The organism is Simiduia sp. 21SJ11W-1, assembly GCF_024138675.1.
Taxonomy (GTDB): domain Bacteria; phylum Pseudomonadota; class Gammaproteobacteria; order Pseudomonadales; family Cellvibrionaceae; genus Simiduia.
Window position 1 is genome coordinate 135,624 of the sequence record NZ_CP090959.1, and the last position, 18,651, is coordinate 154,274.

Sequence of the window (18,651 nt, forward strand, 5' to 3'; positions counted from 1 at the left end):
AGTTGAATGCACCTGCCAGATCGCTTCAAGTGGCTGTTGATTTTAGGCTGTGGCGCCTTGGTTGCCGCTGCCATCGTGTTGTTGCAGCCCAAACCCACGCCCCGGCCTGCGCCAGAGCCCCCTTTGGTGCGGGTGCCGGTGGTGGAGGCAGCCGCACAAACCCAGGCCCTTGCGGTTTACTCCCAGGGCACGCTAACGCCCCTGCGTGAAATCGACTTGGTTGCCGAGGTAGCCGGGCGGGTGCAATCGGTGGCCGACAATTTTGTGGCCGGCGCGTTTTTTGAGGCGGGCGAGGCGCTGGTGCAAATAGATCCGGCCAACTATCAACTTGCCACCATTCGCGCCAAGGCGCGGGTGGCCGAGGCCGAGCAACTGCTGGCCACAGAAAAAGGTCGCGCGCGCCAGGCCAGGCGCGAGTGGCGCGATTTGGGCAACGCCGAAGCCAATGCGCTGTTCTTGCGCGAACCGCAGCTGAAGGCGGCAGAGGCGGGCGTGGCCGCAGCCCAGGCGGATTTGCGCCAAGCCGAGTTAGACCTGGCCAAAACGGCCATTGGCGCGCCCTTTGCCGGGCGCATTCGGGATATACACGTAAACCGCGGCCAATATGTAGCGCCGGGTAGCAAACTTGCGCGGGTGTTTGATAGCGAAGTGGTAGAAGTGCGATTGCCGCTCACCGATGGGCAAATTGCCCTGCTGGATTTGCCGCTGGGTTACCGGGCGGCGCCTGGTGAGGGCACGCCTGTTGTTGTACGGGGCACAGTGGCGGGTGAGTTGCGTGAATGGCGTGGGCGCGTGAGCCGCACCGAGGCAAGTCTGGATACCCAAACGCGTATGTATCACGCGGTGGCTGAAATCCGAAAGCAGGATAACCCCGATAAACCGCTGGTAGTGGGGCTGTTTGTACGCGCTGAAATTGCCGGCCGCGCCATTGAAAATGTGGTGCAAATTCCGCGCACCGCACTCTATAAAGATCGCCAGGTTGTATTGGTAGATGCCACTAATCAAGTGCGTGTGGTGCGCGCTGATGTACTTAAATCCAACGCGCAATTTGCCTGGGTACGCCTGCCACTTGAAGCCGGTGATCGCGTGGCCACGGGCCGCCAGGGGTATTTAAAACCCGGCGCTCGCGTGGAACCTGTTGTTGAAGATGTACCCGAATTGCCGGTTCCAGCGGCGGCAGCTGAGGGCGAGGCATGAATCGGTTGATTCAGTGGTTTGTTGAAAACCCCATTGCCGCCAACTTATTAATGGCATTGATTTTAATTGGCGGCGGCTTGAGTGTGGCCAATACCAATAAGGAAGTATTCCCCGGTGCGCTGGCCAACAGTATTGAAATCTCTGTGCCCTACCCCGGCGCCGGCCCCCGCGAAGTGGAAGAGCAAATTTGCATTCGCATAGAAGAGGCCCTGGCAAGCCTTGATGGCATTAAGGAAATCAGCAGCCGCGCGAGGCAAAACGGCGGCACGGTTATTGTAGAGGTGGCCGGTGGTTACGATACCCAGCGGCTATTGAACAATGTGAAAACCAAAGTCGATAGTATTGATACCTTTCCGGTGAATGCCGAGCGCCCGCAAGTGCGCGAGCGTCTGTTCCAAAGCGAGCTGATGAGCCTTGCGCTTTACGGTGAGGTAGACGAGCGCGCCTTAAAAGAAACCGCCCAGTGGATACGCGATGAAATGGCCTTGCTGCCAAGCGTGTCTATTGTTGAGGTGGATACCACCCGCGCCGATGAGCTCTCTGTTGAAATCAGTGAAGATACACTGCGCCAATACAACCTTACCTTTGATCAGGTGGTGAGTGCCATCCGGCGCGCTTCCGTTAATTTGCCGGCTGGACTGATTCGCAGTGAGCAGGGCGATATTCAAATTCAAACCCGCGGCCAGGCCTACACCGCCGCCGAGTTCGGCGCCATTGTTATCAGCACGCTGGAGTCAGGTGCGCAACTTTACCTGCGCGATGTAGCTACCATTACCGACGGTTTTACCGAAACAGATTTCATCGCCCGCTTTCAAGGCAAGCCTGCGGTTTTTATTGAGCTTTATGTTACAGAAAACCCCGATGTGCTGGCCTCTGCCGATTCCGTGCAGCAATACATGCACGATGTACAAAACCGATTGCCCGCGGGCATGGCACTAGAGATAAGCCGCGATTGGTCGAAGGTATTTAAAGGCCGCCTGGATTTATTAACCAGTAATGCCGCCAGCGGCTTGGTGCTGGTTTTTGTGGTGTTAATGTTGTTTTTGCGCCCGGCGCTTGCGCTTTGGGTGTGTGCCGGTATATCGGTGGCCTTTGCCGGTGCCATGTGGTTTATGCCCAGCCTGGGTGTGAGCTTTAACATGCTCAGCCTGTTCGCCTTTCTGCTGATTTTAGGCATAGTGGTAGACGATGCCATTATCGTGGGTGAGAGTATTTACACCGCCCAGCAAAAGGGGATGCAGGGCAATGCCTCCGCTGCCAGCGGTGCCAAACAGGTGGCGGGCCCGGTATTTTTTGCCGTGGTGTCTACCATGATTTTTTTCGTGCCCATGCTTTTTATTCCCAATGAGCTGGGGGATATCGTCTACCCGATTCCGGTAATCGTGATTGCCTGTTTGGCCTTCTCGCTGGTGGAATCCATGCTGATTTTGCCAGCGCACCTGGCGCACCTTAAACCTGAACGCCCGGCGAAATCTTACCCCATGCAAAAGCTTGCGCAGGTGCGCGGTTTTTTTGCCGATAAATTAGCGCACTGCGCTGCAAACTATTACCACCCCTTTATTGTGCGCTGCCTGAAAAATGTGTCTGTGCCTATTGCAACCTTTGTGGCGCTGTTTGTTGTGGTGATGGCCATGTACAACGCGGGCGTAGTGAAGCAATCGTTCATGCCGCAGGTGCCCAGCGATTTTGTGCGCGCAGCCATCACCCTTGAAGACGGCCTGCCCTTTGAGTACAGCCGCGCCGTGCAAACGCGCGTTGAGCAGGCCGCAGAGCAATTAAAAGCAGACCCCAAGCTCATTGCCGCGAACGAAGGCAGCAGTGAATTTATCAAAAGCGTGGAATCCTGGGCAACGCCTACCAGCATTCGGGTGCGTTTGGCGTTGGTAAATGCAGAAACACGCGAAGTGAGTTCGCGCGCGGTGGCCGAGCGCTGGCGTGAATTAATTGGTGCGGTAGATAAATCCATTGATGTGGATGTGGGCTTTACTATTAATGCCCGCGACAAAGCCATTCGCCTGCGTGTATCCATTAGCGAGAATGATCTGGATCGCCAGCAGCAAGCGCTCGATGCTGTTAAAGAGGCGCTTGCGCGCTACCCGGGTGTAAAAGATGTGAAAGACAGCCTGCAAACCGCGCGCTCGGAGCTTGAGTTATCGCTCAAGCCCGATGCCGAATTATTGGGCGTAGGCCTGCAAGATGTGGCAGGCCAAGTGCGCCAGGGTTTCTATGGAGCCGAGGCCCAGCGGATTCCGCGTGGTAAAGAAGACGTGCGCGTGATGGTGCGCTACCCGGCCGCCGAGCGCGAAAGTGTTGACCACCTGCAAAGTATCCGCATCCGCACCGGCAGTGGTGTTGCGGTGCCACTGGAAACCGTGGCCGAGATAGATTTTGTAAAAGGCTTTAGCGAAATTAACCGCGTAGACCGCCAGCGTGCCAATTCGGTTACCGCAGAACTGGAAAGCGATAACTCAGCTGAGGCCTTCGCCATTGTGGAGGATTTGATGGCCCGCAACGGCGATCAATGGCGCCGCGAGTTCACGGGTTTCCGGCTTGAGGTAGACGGCGACATGAAAGCCCAGAACGAATTCATGCAAGAGCTGATTCGGGATTTCTTTATTTCGCTGCTGGTTATCTACGCGCTGATGGCCGTTGCCTTTAAATCCTATGGCCAACCGCTGCTGGTGATGTCGGCCATACCCTTTGGCTTTATGGGTGCAGTGCTTGGCCATTGGTTGATGCAGCGCGAGGTAAGCATGTTGTCGATGCTGGGCTTTTTGGCCTGCTCTGGCGTGGTGGTGAATGACAACCTGGTATTGATTGATCGCATCAACCATATGCGTAAGCAAGGCATGGCCGTATTGCAGGCCGTGGCAGAGGCGGGTGCGGCCCGGTTTCGCGCCATTGTGCTCACCTCGCTTACCACCTTCATCGGCCTTGTGCCCATCATGGCTGAAACCAGCGTGCAGGCGCGCTTTTTGATTCCCATGGTGATCTCGCTGGCCTTTGGCGTGCTGCTGGCCTCTACGGTTACTTTGATTCTGGTGCCGTGCCTGTATCTGGGCGGCCACCGCTTAAAACACGGCAGCCGCGCCTTGGCGCAACGGCTTGGCTGGTTAGAGGGCGATGAACCCGCGCCCGAGGCCCACAGCGACGGCAAGGCCTAACAGCGCGAGCACGGGCAATTTGCGCGCGCGCAACAGCCACAGGCCCATCAGCGCCAAGGCCAGGTCGGCAAGGGTAAACAGGCTGTGGCTAATCACAGGGTGCCACAGCGCCGCCGCCAGCAGCGCCACCACCGCAGTATTAAGCCCCGCCACTGCGCCTGCCAGGCGGGGTTTCTGTGTGAGTGCCTGCCAGTGATCCAACAGCGCCAGCAACAGGCAAAAGCCCGGCACAAAGATCGCAAGCAGCGCCACCAGAGCACCCAAAAGCGGTTGGGCGAATACCTGGGTGCCCAAAAATGCGGCAAAGCTAAATAGCGGGCCGGGTAATGCCTGCGCCAACCCGTAGCCCGCCAAGAACTGGCTGCTATCAACCATTGGGAACTGGTGCTGCAACATGGGCAGCACCACATGGCCGCCGCCAAATACCCAAAGGCCCGCGTGGGCAAAGCCCGCGCTATGGGCAAGGCTACCTTCACCACCGCTGAGTGCGGCGGCCGCCAGGGCAATGGTGGCCGCACTGGCAAGCCAGCCCCAACGAATGCCGCGCCCGGCGGCCACCCCGGAGGGAGTGCGGCGCCCGGTGAGCGCGCCTACCAGCGCGGCCAGCAACAGCAGCGGCAGCTGAGCCGGCAGGATCAAAAAGCCCAAAAACCACAGTCCGGCAAGCCACCGGCTGCCTGCACCTTGGCAATAGCGGCCGCCAAGCGTCAGCACGGCATCGGCCACCACCACCACAGCTACCAGCTGCAGCATGGCAATCACGTAGGCCCAGAGCCCGGGCGCGAGCAGCCAGTGGGCGCCCAGGCCTGCGGCGAGCATGAGCACCGCCGAGGGCAGGGTAAAGCCTGCAAAGGCCGCCAAGGCACCGGCCAGGCCGCCCCGATGGTAGCCAATGGCAAACCCAAGCTGGCTGGAACTGGGGCCGGGTAAAAACTGGCACAGCGCAAGGGTATTGGCGAAGCGGGTATCGGATTCCCAGTGGAGTTCGGCAACAAAGCGGCGCTGGAAATAGCCGATGTGAGCCGCCGGCCCGCCAAAGCTCGTACAACCGAGGCGCAAAAATTCTATAAAGATCTCAAGGCTGCGATTCATGGTGGCCTGTGCGAGTGTGCTAAATTGGGTGAATGAAAATAATACGGACTTGGGCGCGATGATCAAACTCACCACGGCGTTATTGCTGATTGTGGTGGCAGGCGCTTGCCTTGGCCAGCAGGCTTCCCTGCAGGCCTCGTTTGTGGCACCGCGCATTCCTGTGAATCTGGAGGCAGATCAAAGCGGCCTGCTGGCGGATATGCATCAATTGCTGATGGCCCATGCCGACATTGAATCCACCATGAAGGTGCTCTCCCATGCCCGCGCCCAGCGCATGATGGAGGCCAAAGCCGTTGATGCCTTTTTCCCCTCGTGGCTGCCCAATCATTTTGACGTAGATATGCTCTACTCCTCGCCGCTTATGCGCGTTGAGTTTTTTATTTTCACTGCCAGCGGGCAACCGGCGCTGGCCCAGCTGGCGGATTTACAAGGCAAGCGATTGGGCATTCTTGAGGCCTACCGGCTCAGTTTGCCCCTTGATGATGTGCCGGGCTTGTTTGTGCACCGGGCAATTAATGCCCAGGCACTCTACAACATGCTCGCCAGCGGGCGGGTAGATGCCATCATCATGAGCAAAAACGAAGTGGAATTGGTGTGTAGCCTGCGCAATTTGCCCATGCTGAGCTTTGACCCCAAGGCCATGTTGGATCACAAATACCTGGGCTATAGCTTTCTCAACAATGCCAAAGGCGTCGTGTTACAGCGCCGCGTGAATGCCGCAATTCTAAAGCTGCAAAAAAGCGGTGAGCTGGTGCGCCGCTTTCCGAATTTCGAACCCTACTTGCGCTAATATCCGCGCACTTGCCCCTACCCCTTCGAGGTGAACTTGCTACCCAATAACGCCTTGCACCGGGCGCTGCTCTACAGCCTGCTGACCTCATTGGTGGCAAGCCTGGTGGCGGCTGGCTCCAAGCTTGCCATGAGCCATGTCTCTGTTCATCTGGTGGTGGCCAGCCAGTATCTGGTGGGTTTGTGCCTGTACCTGCCCTTGGTGTGGCGCACCCGGGGCCGGGCCTTTGTTACCCGGCGGCCGCTTTTGCATCTGGTGCGTGGTTTGGCGGGCTTGCTGGCGTTTTATGCCTACTATGCCTCCCTTGCCCATGTGGCGCTGGTGGATGCCACCTTGTTGCGCAACAGCGCGCCGCTTTTGGTGCCACTCATCGCCCTGTGGGCGCTGGGTGTGCGGGTGCCAGCGCGGCGCTATGGGCCTTTGTTGTTAGGGTTTCTGGGGGTGCTGGTAATTCTGCGGCCCTGGCCTGCCAGCGTGAGCCTGTGGCATTTGGCGGCGCTGTTTGCCGCACTGATGATGGCCACCAGCATGATTACTACCCGCCTGCTCACCAAAACCGAATCGAGTGAATCGGTGTTGCTGTATTACTTTTGCATTGCCCTGGCGGGCAGCCTGCCGCTGGCGCTTTGGCACATTGGGCCTGCGCCCCTGTGGGTGTGGGGTTTGTTGTTGGTATTGGGGCTGGGTCTGACGCTGGCTTTGTGGCTGTACACCCAGGCATATCGCGCCATTAAGCCCAGCGTGTTATCGCCGGTATCCTATTTGAGTGTGGTATTTGCAGGCCTGTGGGGCTGGTGGTTCTGGGCCGAGGTGCCAGGCCTTTGGACCTTGGCAGGCGTGGTGTTGGTAGTGGCGAGCGCCTGCTGGATTCTTTGGCTGGGTGACGACCCGGCGCCCGCAAGCCCAAGGCCGCCGGCGTGAGCGGTTAGCCTTGGGTGGCGTGGGGCAATTTTTTCAGTAGGGTTTGGCGGGCGGCAATCAGCTCTTTATAGGTTTGCAAGAGTGAGAAATCCACCGGGCCCGAGCGGATTTGCAGCGCCTGTAATTGCCGTTCGAAGCCTGTGATTTCGCGAATCAGTTTCGCGCGCATTTCGTCTGTGCGGTGGTAACCCACCCCAATATGGCATTCGCGTTGGGCTCTGGCCATGGTTGCTCCCGGTGATTGGCGACTTTAATCAAGCATAGCCAAGCCCGCCGGGGGTGCGCGGGTTTATCAAGATCAATAAGTTATTTAGGGCAAAGCGCGGCTGCGATGTGCTGGCCTATAACAGGGCCTGCCCACTTATAGCAGTGCTTGCCAGGGGTACTTGGTGTCGCCAATCACATAGAAGAAGGGGTTCAGGATGTCGGCCTTCTGGTTGTAGCGCAGCACCTTGAAGTCTTCATCTACCACCACGCCACCGGCGGCCTCCACAATGGCCTGTGCGGCGGCGGTATCCCACTCGCTGGTGGGCGCCAGGCGCGGGTAGAGATCGGCCAGCCCCTCTGCAACCAGGCACAGCTTCAATGAAGAGCCCATGTTGCGGGTGAGCACGGGTTTGCCGGTATCGGCCTCCAGGCGCTGCATCAGTTTTTGAACGGCCTCTGCGCCGTGATTGCGGCTGGCCACCAGCGCAATGGATTCGCCGGCCTCAAGGGCAGATTTCACCGTGCGGGCCTTAATGGCGTTGGGGCCTTGGCCTGTGTCTTTGTGGGCGCCAATGCCGTGGCCGCCGAAGTAGAGCACGCCTTTAACCGGCACGTACACCAGCCCCAGCACCGGCACCCCTTCATCAATCAATGCGATGTTAACGGTGAACTCACCGTTGCGGTTGACGAACTCTTTGGTGCCGTCGAGCGGGTCTATTAGCCAATAGCGGTGCCAGCCGCCGCGCAGCTCGTAGTCGGGCAGGCGCGATTCCTCAGACAGCACCGGCACTTCCGGTAGCAGGGGCTGCAGGCCTTCAACCAGAATGTGGTGGGCGGCCAGATCTGCCTGGGTGAGTGGCGACTTGTCTTGCTTGTGGCTCACCTCTGGGGTTTCCGGCGCGTTGTACACCGCAAGAATGGCCTCGCCTGCGTGTTTGATCAGGGGAATAAGCGCCGCCAGCAGGGTTGATTTTTGTTGGGCATCCAAGGCTTGCACGTGAAACTCCATTCGGTTGAAAGGCCGCCAGTGTAGAGCAAAGCGGGCTTGGGCGTTAGTTGGGCGGGCGTACGCCTTGTTCCGGCGCAAAGGCACTGCATCCGCGCGCTGCACCGCGTGATCGGCAATTGCTCAACTCCCGGGCCGATAATTTTAGCGGATGCGGCGCCCTTTGATTACAATGTGCGTCCCAATTTTCACGCACTTGGATGAACTGATGCCCGCACCCGCGCTCAACTGGCAGGCCATTGATGTAGTACTGCTGGATATGGACGGCACCCTGCTGGATTTGCATTTCGACAGCTACTTTTGGCTAGACCACCTGCCCGCGCGCATGGCGCAGCTGAAAGGCAAGCCCGAGCAAGAAATTCGCGCCTACATCCTTGAACACATTCGCGCCATTGAGGGCACCCTTAACTGGTATTGCCTGGATTACTGGGCCGAGATGCTGGAGGTGGACATCATGGCACTGAAGGCGGAGATCAAACACAAGATCCAGCTGCGCCCCCACGTGGGTGAATTTCTGGAGTTGTTGCGAGGCCTTGGCAAAAAAGTGGTGCTCATTACCAATTCGCACCCTTCGGGGCTGGATTTAAAGCTTGAGGTTACCCGCCTGGACCAGTGGCTGGATCTCATTATTTCATCCCACGAATTCAAAGAGCCCAAAGAGGCGCAGGCCTTTTGGCATGCCCTACAGGTGCGCGACCCCTTCGATCCGGCGCGCGCGCTGTTTATCGACGACACAGTGCGCGTGCTGGATTCCGCGCGCGCCTATGGCATTGGCCACCTGCTGGGCATTCACCAGCCAGACAGCCAGGTGCCGCGCAGGCTGGAAGGCTACCCGGCCATAGACCACTTCGACGAACTCTTGCCGGCGCTCAAGGCGCTTGCCAATGGATAAACTGCGGCTTGATAAATGGCTGTGGGCGGCGCGTTTTTTTAAAACCCGAAGCCTCGCCAAAGGCGCCATAGAGGGCGGCAAGGTGCGCGTAAACGGCGAGCGCCCGAAGGTGAGTAAAGACATCACCGTAGGCATGGAACTCACCATCAGGCGCGGCTTTGACGAGCAAATAGTGGAAGTGCTGGTGTTGTCTGACCAGCGCCGTGGTGCACCGGAGGCCGCGCTGTTATACCGCGAAACCGCGGCGAGCCTGGCGGCGCGCGCCGAGCAGCAATCTGCCCGCAAGGCCATGGCCGGCGAAATTCACACAGACGGCCGGCCCAATAAAAAGCAGCGCCGGCAAATTCACCGCTTTGTGCGCCGCACAGTGGATGAGAGCGACGATTAACCCCAAGCGCACCGGCCGTCTGGCCTTGGGCCTTGGTGTAAACTTACGACTTTAGCTAAACGGTTTGAGTAAATGTCTGACGATCAAACAGCGGCCACGGCCGACATCATGCAGCGCTTTCTTTTTGAAGGCAGCGACATCCGCGGCGAACAGGTCACCCTGGCGGCGGCCTACCGCGAAGTGCTGGAAAACAACCCCGCGCCTGCGCCAGTGCAACAGCTGCTGGGCGAGATGCTGGCGGCGGTGGCCTTGCTGTCTTCAACCTTGAAGTTCGATGGCATCATCACCCTGCAGGCCCAGGGCGATGGCCCGGTACCGCTGATTATGGCTGAGTGCAGCCGCCACAAGGCCCTGCGCGCCATTGCCCGCCAACCTGTGGGTGGTGAGTTTGTGCTGGGTGCTGATACCTCCCTTGCCGGCTTGCTGGGCAAGGGGGTGCTGGCCATCACCATTGATCCGGAAAAGGGCGAGCGCTACCAGGGCATAGTGCCGTTGGATAAACCCACCCTGGCCGAATGCCTGGATGCCTATTTCGCCCAATCGGAACAGTTGGCTACCCGCCTGTGGCTGGCCGCCGATGGCAAGCGCGCCGGAGGGCTGTTGGTGCAGGCACTTCCCAAGCAATTGGTGGCCGATGAACAGGCCAATGCAGAGCAATGGGATACCGTTGTGGCACTGGCTCACACTGCAAAGCCAGATGAATTGCTGTACCTTGACCATTCACAGATGTTATACCGGTTATTCAATGAATTGGCCGTACGGCTGTTTGATCCTCAGCCATTACAGTTCGCCTGCACCTGTTCAGAGCAGCGTAGCCTTAATGCGCTGGCCCAATTAAATCGCGATGAGCTCTATGAAATCCTTACAGAACAAGGACATATAACCATCGACTGCCAGTTTTGTAACCAGCAATACCGCTTCGACGAACCGCAAATTCGCGCCCACCTCGAGGATCTACCGCCCACGGTACATTGATCCGGCCAAACATAAGTTTGGTTATTCCTAAACCATTCACTATCGCTCGTGTGAATGAAGTCTGGCATAATGCGCCACCTTAAAAGTCACATTACAAGGTGGCGGCCACGACCGCTGCCGTAAAACCCGGGCAAAAAGACTTGGGGGTGGCTAACCAGGGGCTATTCTTTGGTTAGCTCAGCCGGCGGCCCTGCCGACCGCTAGACTGACAGTCGCGTTGCAACAAATGCGAGCCAGACTGTCATTAATAGTTAATGCATTAATGCTGACAGGACGAGAGAAATGACCCAAGCCACTGCGACCGTCTACGCGGATCTCAGCTCTGCGCAATTGATTGAGCAAGCGCTCCAACGCGGTGAAGGCCGCCTGACCAACACCGGTGCCCTGCTGGCAGTGACCGGCGAGCGCACTGGCCGCTCACCTGCCGATCGCTTCATCGTAAAAGAGCCCACCACCGAAGCCGCTATCGATTGGGGCAATGTAAACCGCCCCTTCGATGCCGATAAGTTCGACGCCCTCTGGGCGCGGGTGGAAGATTACCTGGGTAGCAAAGACCGCTTTGTTTCCAAGTTGCACGTGGGTGAGGATGAAAATCACTACCTGCCCGTGACCGTGACCACCGAAACCGCCTGGCACAACCTGTTTGCGCGCAATATGTTCATTCGCACGCCCAGCTACAACCCCAAGGGCAAAGACGAGTGGCAAATTCTGCACGCGGCCAACTTCGAGTGTGAGCCCGCGCGCGACGGCACCAATTCAGAAGGCATTGTGTGCATTAACTTTGCCCAGAAAAAGGTGCTGCTTGCCGGTATGAAGTACGCCGGTGAAATGAAAAAATCCATGTTTTCTGTGCAGAACTTCCTGCTGCCGGCAGTGGATGTTATGCCTATGCACTGCTCTGCCAACGTGGGCAAAGACGGCGACACCTGCTTGTTTTTCGGATTGTCTGGCACCGGTAAAACTACCCTGTCTGCGGACCCCGAGCGCTACCTGATTGGCGACGACGAGCACGGCTGGGCCAAGGGCGCGGTGTTCAACATGGAAGGTGGTTGCTACGCCAAAACCATCGATCTCTCGCAGAAAAACGAGCCCGTAATTTGGGATGCCATCCGCTTTGGTGCCATTGTTGAAAACGTGGTGGTTAACGACAAACGCGTAGCCGACTACTGCGACACCAGCCTCACCGAGAACGGCCGCTGCTCTTACCCCCTTGAGCACGTGGAGCTGCGCGTTGAAGAGAACCGCGCCGGCGAGCCAAAAAATGTCATCTTCTTAACCTGCGATGTTACCGGCGTATTGCCGCCGGTTTCTATCCTGTCTAAAGAGGCTGCGGCGTATCACTTTTTATCTGGCTACACTGCACGCGTGGGCTCTACCGAGCTTGGCGCAGAGGCCGGTATTAACCCCACTTTCTCAACCTGTTTTGGTGCGCCTTTCATGCCGCGCCCGGCGCGTGAATACGCCGAGTTGTTAATGAAGCGCATTGAAGAATTTGGAGCCAAGGTTTACCTGGTTAACACCGGTTGGACCGGTGGTGCCGGCGGTGCTAACGGCACGGGCAAGCGCTTCCCGATTCCTGTTACCCGCGCCGTGGTTGCGGCCATTCAGAACGGTTCACTCGAAGGTGTGGCCACCGAGCATCTGGAGCAGCTGAATCTGGAAATTCCCGTTGCAGTGGCAGGTGTAGACGCCAAGTACCTGAACCCGCGCAAGGCGTGGAACAACGAAGCGGCCTACGACGAGCAAGCCCAAAAACTTGCCGGCCTGTTCGCAAAAAACATTACCAAGTTTAAGGTATCTGCCGACGTAGAAGCGGCCGGACCTAAAGCATAAGGCAGCTTTCCAGCTCGCCCAAGCGGTGCAAACAAAACGGGGGTGCAAGTAGCACCCCTTTTTTGTGGGCGTAAATAAAAGATCTGTGTGAATGCTGCTATACCTTTTGTTCAAAGCTAGGCGAAGGCCTGAGCCTTTGAAGGAAGATGCAATCCGGAGTGAGCCATATCAACATCATAAATCGTTTCACATGAATGTACGTTTGCTGCGTGTGGCAGTGATGCTTTGTGCGTTAGCCGGTACGGTACTGATACCCGCCTGTGTGAAAAACGAGCGGATAGAGGCGAAGTTTGAAAACTACCACTATCGGCTATCGAATGTGTTTGATTTTGAGCGCCGCCCAATAGTCATCACGCCGCCCAGCCGCTACCCAACAGAGCGGGCGTTGCTGTATCAAGAGCCGGAACTTCAAATTGATCTCTTGGATTTTTTGCGTCTGTCGCCTTGCGAGCTGCAGCGGCTGCTGGGTGAGCGCAACAGTAGCCTGGGGCGATTGCAGCCACCCAGCCTTCGCTGGGTATACCACCTGGAATTTATTGCGCAGGCCAGAGCCTGTATCGAAAGCCTGCCGGCCGGTCAATTGCGCGCAGCACTGGTGCAGGCCAGCGCAACCAAACAGGCATTTCTCTTGCGCGCCCGCGCCAATGTCACTTGGGGCAGTGCCGAGTTTCAGCAGTTGTTTTCGGGTGCGCAGAGGCCAGGCGAAGTACTGGTGGCAAGCGCCAATCAGGCGCAGGCCCTGCGCGAACTGCAGGCATTACTCGCCGAGCAGTTGCAAGCCGCAGGCAGCCCCGAGCCTCGGAATTTTAGCCACGCATCAACGGCGCTGGAGCAGCGACTGGCAGTCATTGGCGCCTACAATGGCGCGGGCCGTTTGGCGGCCGATATGGCCACGGGCGGCCAATGGCTGGAGCAACTCAATCAACAATTGGTGCGTGCAGCCGCCAGGCGCCCGCTGTGCCCCAAGGGGCGCCTGACCGAGCGCGGAAAAACCATGGAGCGGGTGTTCCAGCTGTTTTATGTGGGCGAAATCCAACCTTGGCTCAGCCAGATTAGCCAGCGTCGCTGGCGCTTGGGGGCGGCGCTGCAGGCGCTGATGGCACTGGAGCCTGCTGCTTCACCAAGCGCACCCGCGGGCGCCTATACTGCGGGTGCACTGCCTGATGCGCTAGTGCGGTACTGGCAACAAGTGTGGGATCTAAGCGCGCCGGCTAGCACGGCGGCACGGTTCGACCGGGCCACCCGCGCACATGTGCAGTTTTGGCAAACACAACTCAGGCAATGCGGGCGAATGCCGGGGGCGGATTCTTCCGGCTAGCAAACTGTAGGTTGCTTGCCTTAAGTGCGGGGTGGCTGCACACGCTTGGGGATTTAGCGCGAATCTTTGCCGTTTTACCGCAATTGTGCAGGCTGGCCCCGGTTTATTCGTCTGTTAGTGAGTGGCTCTTTTACAGGGCTTTGCAAAAGGCTGCGGCTTTACGCCTGCCGACATTTTAATAAAACGATATTAAAGGAATCTTTCATGCGCAAAATTCCCCTACAACTGGGGCGCCTGGTCCTGGTGCTGCTACTGTTGCCGCTTGCTTGCCTGAGTGCCTCGGCCGAAGAGGACAATAAAGCAGACGACCTGTTTCCTGAGGAAATCCAGAAGGTCACCGAGCACAAGGTAACTATTGCCGGCAAAACCGTAAGCTACACGGCAACCGCCGGTATTTCTTTCGTGTATAACGATGCGCATGAAAAAATCGGCTCTGTGTTTTACACAGCCTACGTTAAAAAAGGCGAAAAGCCCGGCCAGCGGCCCATTACCTTTGCCTACAACGGTGGCCCGGGTTCGGCCTCTGTGTGGCTGCACATGGGTACCCTTGGCCCCAAGCGTGTAGTGTTTGATGATGAGGGCTTCCCCACACCGCCGCCCTATAAAGTGGTGGATAACGCCTATTCCATTCTGGATAAAACCGATCTCGTATTTATAGACCCGGTAGGTACCGGCTACTCCCGCGTGGGCGGTGAAGGCAGCGCGGAAGATTTTCACGGCGTTTGGGAAGATGTTAAAAGTGTGTCGGAATTTATTCGCCTTTACACCACGCGCAATGGCCGCTGGGGCTCGCCTAAATATCTAATTGGCGAAAGCTACGGCACCTTGCGCTCGGCGGGCATTGCGCACCACATGAGCGAAAACATGGGCATGTATTTCAATGGCGTGATGCTCATTTCGAGCGTGCTGAATTTCGCCATCGAGAACGACCCGAACGACCCAACCCAGATCATGTCGCCGCTGAGTTTGTTGCCTGCCTACACAGCCACTGCCTGGTACCACAAAAAACTTTCGCCCGAATTGCAGGCCGATCTTGAGGCCACGCTCACGCGTGCACGGGCGTTTGCCCTAGGTGAATACGCACAGGTATTGCTGCAAGGCGATTGGGCAACTGAGGCCCAAACCGAGCGTGCCATTAAAGAGCTGGCAGCGCTTACCGGGCTCTCTGAAGCTTACGTGCGCGAGCAAAAATTGCGTATCAGCATGAGTGAATTTGTGCACAACCTGCTGCGCGATGAAGGCAAAACCGTGGGCCGCCTGGATAGCCGCTTTGTAACCGACGAGCTGGATGCCATGGCGCAGCCGGGCTACCGCGACCCATCCTACATGGCCATTCACGGCCCATACACGGGTGCGGTGATGGATTACCTGCACCACGACCTGAAGTTTGAAAGTGATCTGAAATATCACATTCTAGGCGGCGGTGTGAAATCCTGGAACTACGAAGAGTTCGCCGATGACCTCTTCGATATGAGCCGCAAACTACGCCACGCCATGTTGCGCAACCCCGACATGCGGGTATTTGTGGCTAACGGTTACTACGATTTAGCCACGCCGTTTTTTGCCACGGAATTTAACTTCGCGCACATGAATTTACCTGAAGCCTTAAAGAAAAACGTCACCATGACCTACTATGAATCTGGCCATATGATGTACATCAGAAAGCACGATTTGAAAAAACTGAAAGCCGATCTGGATAAGTTTATTCGCTAGTCAGGGCACCGGGTGCGCCTGTGCGCCCCCGGTATTCCCGGTTTTGACGGGAGCCTGCAAATAGGTTGGCAGTGGCAATGGTTGCGGCCACAAGGCGCGTACCTTTGCTTGTTCTTCCGGGGTGAGCGGTGCATAGCCGCGCCACATAGGCCAGCCATAGCCCCAGCGAAAACTGCTGGGAATGAACGGCGAACCGCCCACTCTTACTCCCATCATCATTAACGCACTCACTGAGGGTTGGCCCTTGTTGGCCACGCATTGCGCGAGGTCGGCATCGGCCTGGGCGCGATGGCTCGCCTCACCGCCGGCCCAGTAAGCGGCATCGTGGGCTGTGCAGCAAGTGCGCCATAGGTGGGGCTGCTCCAGGGTGCCATCGGGGAAGCGGCTGCAACCATCGGTGGTAAAGGGCGTAAGTTCTGCAGCCAAGCCTGTGTGTATAAGCGCACCTGAGAGTGCTACTGCCAGGATGATCTGCCGGTTAGACATCGGATTGTTCTTGGCGCTGCTGCTTGTTTGCACGGAGCCTGCGGCCGACCAGCAACAACAATAGCCCGGCGCCAAACAGCAGCAAGGTGCCAGGCTCCGGTAGCCGAAAGCTGCCCGTGCTGGCAGGGCTTGAGGGGGTTGGCGCCACATACCAGCTGGGGCCAATGTTCATTGCAGGCACGGGCTCTTGGGCCTTGGCCTGCTCCAGCAAATTCAGCCAGCTGAAATTGGGGGCTGCTTCTTCGGCGGGGCTGGGATCCATCAGCGCGGCCTCGGCCGGCTCGGGGGCGACAATCACGTCTCCGAGTGCTGGCTGGGCGATCAGCAAAAACAGAATGGCAAGCCGGCGCATTAAAGGGTCCAGGATTTTAGAAGATGTAAGCCGAAAGTATGTGGTCAACCGCAAGGTTAGCACTACAAGCCCCATGCGCCTAGCCCGTCATTAGCCGGCGCACTCCATTTGCGCGGGGGCAAGCCGGGTGGCGTGCTGCAGCACCTCGTCTGCGCGCATGGGTTTGCCCGTAAAATACCCCTGAATCAAATGACAGCCCTTGGCTTGCATGTGTTGCAACTGCGCCAGAGTTTCCACGCCTTCGGCTACCAAATTCAGCTTCAAGGCGTGGCCCAGCGCAATAATTGCATCTGTAATACTGTGGTTGCCTTCCCCGTTGCCGATATTCATCACAAAAGAGCGGTCAATTTTAAGGGTATCAATGGGAAACTTATCCAGCATGCTTAATGAAGAATAGCCGGTGCCAAAATCGTCTAGCGCAATTTTTATGCCCCGGGCGCGCAGTTTCTGAATGAGTGGCACAACATGGGCGTTTTCTGCCACAACAGTTTCCGTGATTTCAAGTTCAATTGCAGACGGCGCAATACCTGCGGCCTGGATGATTTTCAAAATCCGGGTTTCAGCTTCTATCTGATTTAGCTGATGCCCGGAAATATTTACGGCAATAGTGATTCCCTCTAGCGGTGTTGATTGCCACTGCTTGATCTGCTGGCATGCCTCGGCCAGCACATATTCTCCCAGTTCAATAATTAATCCACAATCTTCGGCAATAGGGATAAATTCGCCGGGGGAAATAAAACCAAGGGTTGGGTGTGTCCAGCGCGCAAGCGCTTCAACACTTCTGATAAGCCCCTGTTGGTTGCACACCTTAGGCTGGTAGGCCACCTGTAATTCTCCCGTCGCCAGTGCCTGGCGTAGGTCGCGTTCGATAACTTTGGCGCGGTGTATTTGGTTTTGCAGGGCTTCTGTATAAACCACTGCGCCTGCGCCTGCGCCTGCGCCGGATGAGCGGTGTGCGTGCAGTGTTGCCAGGCCCGATTTACGCAGTAGTTCTACAGCGGAATTCTTGCTGCATTCCTGTGAGGCAATACCCAAAGTTACAGGCAGTGAAACTTCAAAAGATTCAATCGCAAAACTGTGGCGAAAGCGCGCGATAATATCGGCAACCAGATCATCAATCGTGGATTCACTGTGGCTTCCGGCACATAAAACGTGAAACTCAGAATCGCCTGTGCGCGCCAGAAATGGCAGTGAGGCTTGTGATAAAACATCTATACCCAAAGTAGTGTTTAGTGAAACGCCCAGTTGCTGCGCGCATTTCTTCAGTGACTTAATAAAAAACTGATCACCGAAACTGTTTTTAATCTCGATCAGTGTGGTAAAGCGTATCTGAACCGCGGTTACCTTGCTGAACGGATTTTGATTAATAAATTGCTGTGCAACTTGCAGCAGCCAGGTTTTATTTGGCAGGCCAGTTTCCTCGTCTATGAGCGACAGCTTTTGAATATACCGTTGTTGATTTACGGAGTCTGTAATGTCGCGCAAAATGCAAATTGCGGAATTGGATGGCGTGGCAAAAAAGCGCGCTTCAAAGTGCCTTTCATCGGCGCCTGCACATTTCACTGCAAGCGTTTTTGGGTTGCCTTGCAAGCACTGGCTAAGTGCAAGAACGGGGTCTTCGTTGGTAATGCCGTTGAACAGCTCGCGTAAACTAACGCCTATTATTGCGCGGCTTTTTAATAATGGTGCCGTTTCATTTGGGAGATTCCGCTCAATCAGTGTACCTTCGCTATTAAATCGCAGAATGATGTCTGGCAGTGCCTTGAGTAGAGCTATCTGGTTTTCGCGTTCGCGATCCAGTGCACGTGCATTGCGCTGGGCCTCAACAATGTGCTGTAACCGTTTGTCGAGTGCCGCTACAGAGAGCGGCTTGGTGATGTAGTCCAGAGCGCCGACTTCTGTGGCCCGATTGATGGAGTGGGTATCATCCAGTGCCGTTAGCATGAGAACCGGTGTAGTAACCACAGGTGTCAGCTGCTTGATTTTCTGGCAAGTGGTAAAGCCATCCATGTCTGGCATGTTCACGTCCATTAAAATGATGTCGAACTGGCGGGTTGCGGCCAGCGTAATTGCTTGCGCGCCACACTCTGCCTCGGTAATCGAAAAGTGTTCAGGGTTGAGGCCGAGCTTGATGTGCAGGCGAATCAAGCGGTCGTCATCAACCAACAGCAGCTTCAGGGGCGCTTTCTGGTTCGGGTGGTTTGCGGTTGGCTGATTGTTCATAGCGGGCTCCAGGTGGGCAAAGGCGTGACTGTGAGTGTTATTGCGAAATGTGTGCCAGTGTTGTTCGAGCGCCTGTATGCGCCTTTATTCCCGT

The 18,651-nt window shown here is 56.9% G+C and carries 16 protein-coding genes; 10 read left to right on the forward strand and 6 right to left on the reverse strand.

Annotation, left to right across the window (positions count from 1 at the left end):
* Window positions 1–6: 6 nt before the first annotated feature.
* Both L1F30_RS00690 and L1F30_RS00695 read left to right on the forward strand, forming a co-directional pair.
* On the forward strand, window positions 7–1,197 hold the full coding sequence (locus L1F30_RS00690) for an efflux RND transporter periplasmic adaptor subunit (RefSeq protein ID WP_253358272.1): 1,191 nt from the start codon (window positions 7–9) through the stop codon (window positions 1,195–1,197).
* A complete protein-coding gene (locus tag L1F30_RS00695) occupies window positions 1,194–4,361 on the forward strand; it encodes an efflux RND transporter permease subunit (RefSeq protein ID WP_253358273.1) in 3,168 nt (1,055 codons plus the stop codon). Before L1F30_RS00690 ends, L1F30_RS00695 begins: the two co-directional genes overlap by 4 nt.
* Here the strand turns inward: L1F30_RS00695 and chrA are convergent.
* Entirely contained in the window at window positions 4,311–5,525 is a 1,215-nt protein-coding gene (gene chrA / locus L1F30_RS00700; RefSeq protein ID WP_253358274.1) for a chromate efflux transporter, read from the reverse strand. The genes L1F30_RS00695 and chrA overlap by 51 nt on opposite strands.
* Here chrA and L1F30_RS00705 point away from each other — a divergent pair.
* Together L1F30_RS00705 and L1F30_RS00710 are read left to right on the forward strand one after the other, a co-directional pair.
* Entirely contained in the window at window positions 5,512–6,243 is a 732-nt protein-coding gene (locus L1F30_RS00705) for an ABC transporter substrate-binding protein (RefSeq protein WP_253358275.1), read from the forward strand. The genes chrA and L1F30_RS00705 overlap by 14 nt on opposite strands.
* A gap of 36 nt (window positions 6,244–6,279) precedes the next feature.
* The gene (locus L1F30_RS00710) at window positions 6,280–7,164 is read left to right on the forward strand and encodes a DMT family transporter (RefSeq protein WP_253358276.1); all 885 of its coding nucleotides are present in this window, start codon (window positions 6,280–6,282) and stop codon (window positions 7,162–7,164) included.
* Between the two features lie 4 nt (window positions 7,165–7,168).
* Here the strand turns inward: L1F30_RS00710 and L1F30_RS00715 are convergent, their stop codons facing one another.
* Complete coding sequence (locus tag L1F30_RS00715) at window positions 7,169–7,390, reverse strand: hypothetical protein (RefSeq protein ID WP_253358277.1); 222 nt, start codon at window positions 7,388–7,390, stop codon at window positions 7,169–7,171.
* 135 nt (window positions 7,391–7,525) lie between these two features.
* Window positions 7,526–8,368, reverse strand: coding sequence for a 3'(2'),5'-bisphosphate nucleotidase CysQ (cysQ, locus tag L1F30_RS00720; RefSeq protein ID WP_253358278.1), 843 nt, complete (start codon window positions 8,366–8,368; stop codon window positions 7,526–7,528).
* Window positions 8,369–8,585: 217 nt separating this feature from the next.
* Between cysQ and yrfG the strand changes: the two genes are divergently transcribed.
* The 6 genes from yrfG to L1F30_RS00750 all read left to right on the forward strand — a co-directional run bounded on the left by yrfG (window position 8,586) and on the right by L1F30_RS00750 (window position 15,496).
* On the forward strand, window positions 8,586–9,269 hold the full coding sequence (gene yrfG / locus L1F30_RS00725; RefSeq protein ID WP_253358279.1) for a GMP/IMP nucleotidase: 684 nt from the start codon (window positions 8,586–8,588) through the stop codon (window positions 9,267–9,269).
* Window positions 9,262–9,657 (forward strand): RNA-binding S4 domain-containing protein, encoded by a 396-nt coding sequence (locus tag L1F30_RS00730; RefSeq protein WP_253358280.1) that lies wholly within the window; start codon window positions 9,262–9,264, stop codon window positions 9,655–9,657. The genes yrfG and L1F30_RS00730 overlap by 8 nt, the downstream gene beginning before the upstream one ends.
* A gap of 72 nt (window positions 9,658–9,729) precedes the next feature.
* Complete coding sequence (gene hslO / locus L1F30_RS00735) at window positions 9,730–10,632, forward strand: Hsp33 family molecular chaperone HslO (RefSeq protein WP_253358281.1); 903 nt, start codon at window positions 9,730–9,732, stop codon at window positions 10,630–10,632.
* Between the two features lie 282 nt (window positions 10,633–10,914).
* Entirely contained in the window at window positions 10,915–12,465 is a 1,551-nt protein-coding gene (locus L1F30_RS00740) for a phosphoenolpyruvate carboxykinase (RefSeq protein ID WP_253358282.1), read from the forward strand.
* Between the two features lie 190 nt (window positions 12,466–12,655).
* The gene (locus L1F30_RS00745) at window positions 12,656–13,783 is read left to right on the forward strand and encodes a DUF3080 family protein (protein ID WP_253358283.1); all 1,128 of its coding nucleotides are present in this window, start codon (window positions 12,656–12,658) and stop codon (window positions 13,781–13,783) included.
* 204 nt (window positions 13,784–13,987) lie between these two features.
* Entirely contained in the window at window positions 13,988–15,496 is a 1,509-nt protein-coding gene (locus L1F30_RS00750) for a S10 family peptidase (RefSeq protein ID WP_253358284.1), read from the forward strand.
* On the opposite strand, the gene L1F30_RS00755 is transcribed toward L1F30_RS00750, so the two are convergent.
* From L1F30_RS00755 to L1F30_RS00765, 3 genes are all read right to left on the reverse strand, one after another.
* Window positions 15,497–15,982 (reverse strand): FAD-binding oxidoreductase, encoded by a 486-nt coding sequence (locus L1F30_RS00755; protein ID WP_253358285.1) that lies wholly within the window; start codon window positions 15,980–15,982, stop codon window positions 15,497–15,499.
* Window positions 15,975–16,334 (reverse strand): PEP-CTERM sorting domain-containing protein, encoded by a 360-nt coding sequence (locus L1F30_RS00760; RefSeq protein WP_253358286.1) that lies wholly within the window; start codon window positions 16,332–16,334, stop codon window positions 15,975–15,977. The genes L1F30_RS00755 and L1F30_RS00760 overlap by 8 nt, the downstream gene beginning before the upstream one ends.
* A gap of 90 nt (window positions 16,335–16,424) precedes the next feature.
* Complete coding sequence (locus L1F30_RS00765) at window positions 16,425–18,557, reverse strand: EAL domain-containing protein (RefSeq protein ID WP_253358287.1); 2,133 nt, start codon at window positions 18,555–18,557, stop codon at window positions 16,425–16,427.
* Window positions 18,558–18,651 lie beyond the last annotated feature (94 nt).

What these genes read in the sequence shown, in the direction of transcription:
- L1F30_RS00690 (WP_253358272.1), top strand. Translation starts at nt 7, where the DNA reads ATGCACCTGCCAGATCGCTTCAAGTGGCTGTTGATTTTAGGCTGTGGC.
- L1F30_RS00695 (WP_253358273.1), top strand. Translation starts at nt 1,194, where the DNA reads ATGAATCGGTTGATTCAGTGGTTTGTTGAAAACCCCATTGCCGCCAAC.
- L1F30_RS00705 (WP_253358275.1), top strand. Translation starts at nt 5,512, where the DNA reads ATGATCAAACTCACCACGGCGTTATTGCTGATTGTGGTGGCAGGCGCT.
- L1F30_RS00715 (WP_253358277.1), bottom strand. Translation starts at nt 7,390, where the DNA reads ATGGCCAGAGCCCAACGCGAATGCCATATTGGGGTGGGTTACCACCGC.
- yrfG (WP_253358279.1), top strand. Translation starts at nt 8,586, where the DNA reads ATGCCCGCACCCGCGCTCAACTGGCAGGCCATTGATGTAGTACTGCTG.
- L1F30_RS00730 (WP_253358280.1), top strand. Translation starts at nt 9,262, where the DNA reads ATGGATAAACTGCGGCTTGATAAATGGCTGTGGGCGGCGCGTTTTTTT.
- hslO (WP_253358281.1), top strand. Translation starts at nt 9,730, where the DNA reads ATGTCTGACGATCAAACAGCGGCCACGGCCGACATCATGCAGCGCTTT.
- L1F30_RS00740 (WP_253358282.1), top strand. Translation starts at nt 10,915, where the DNA reads ATGACCCAAGCCACTGCGACCGTCTACGCGGATCTCAGCTCTGCGCAA.
- L1F30_RS00745 (WP_253358283.1), top strand. Translation starts at nt 12,656, where the DNA reads ATGAATGTACGTTTGCTGCGTGTGGCAGTGATGCTTTGTGCGTTAGCC.
- L1F30_RS00750 (WP_253358284.1), top strand. Translation starts at nt 13,988, where the DNA reads ATGCGCAAAATTCCCCTACAACTGGGGCGCCTGGTCCTGGTGCTGCTA.
- L1F30_RS00755 (WP_253358285.1), bottom strand. Translation starts at nt 15,982, where the DNA reads ATGTCTAACCGGCAGATCATCCTGGCAGTAGCACTCTCAGGTGCGCTT.
- L1F30_RS00760 (WP_253358286.1), bottom strand. Translation starts at nt 16,334, where the DNA reads ATGCGCCGGCTTGCCATTCTGTTTTTGCTGATCGCCCAGCCAGCACTC.
- L1F30_RS00765 (WP_253358287.1), bottom strand. Translation starts at nt 18,557, where the DNA reads ATGAACAATCAGCCAACCGCAAACCACCCGAACCAGAAAGCGCCCCTG.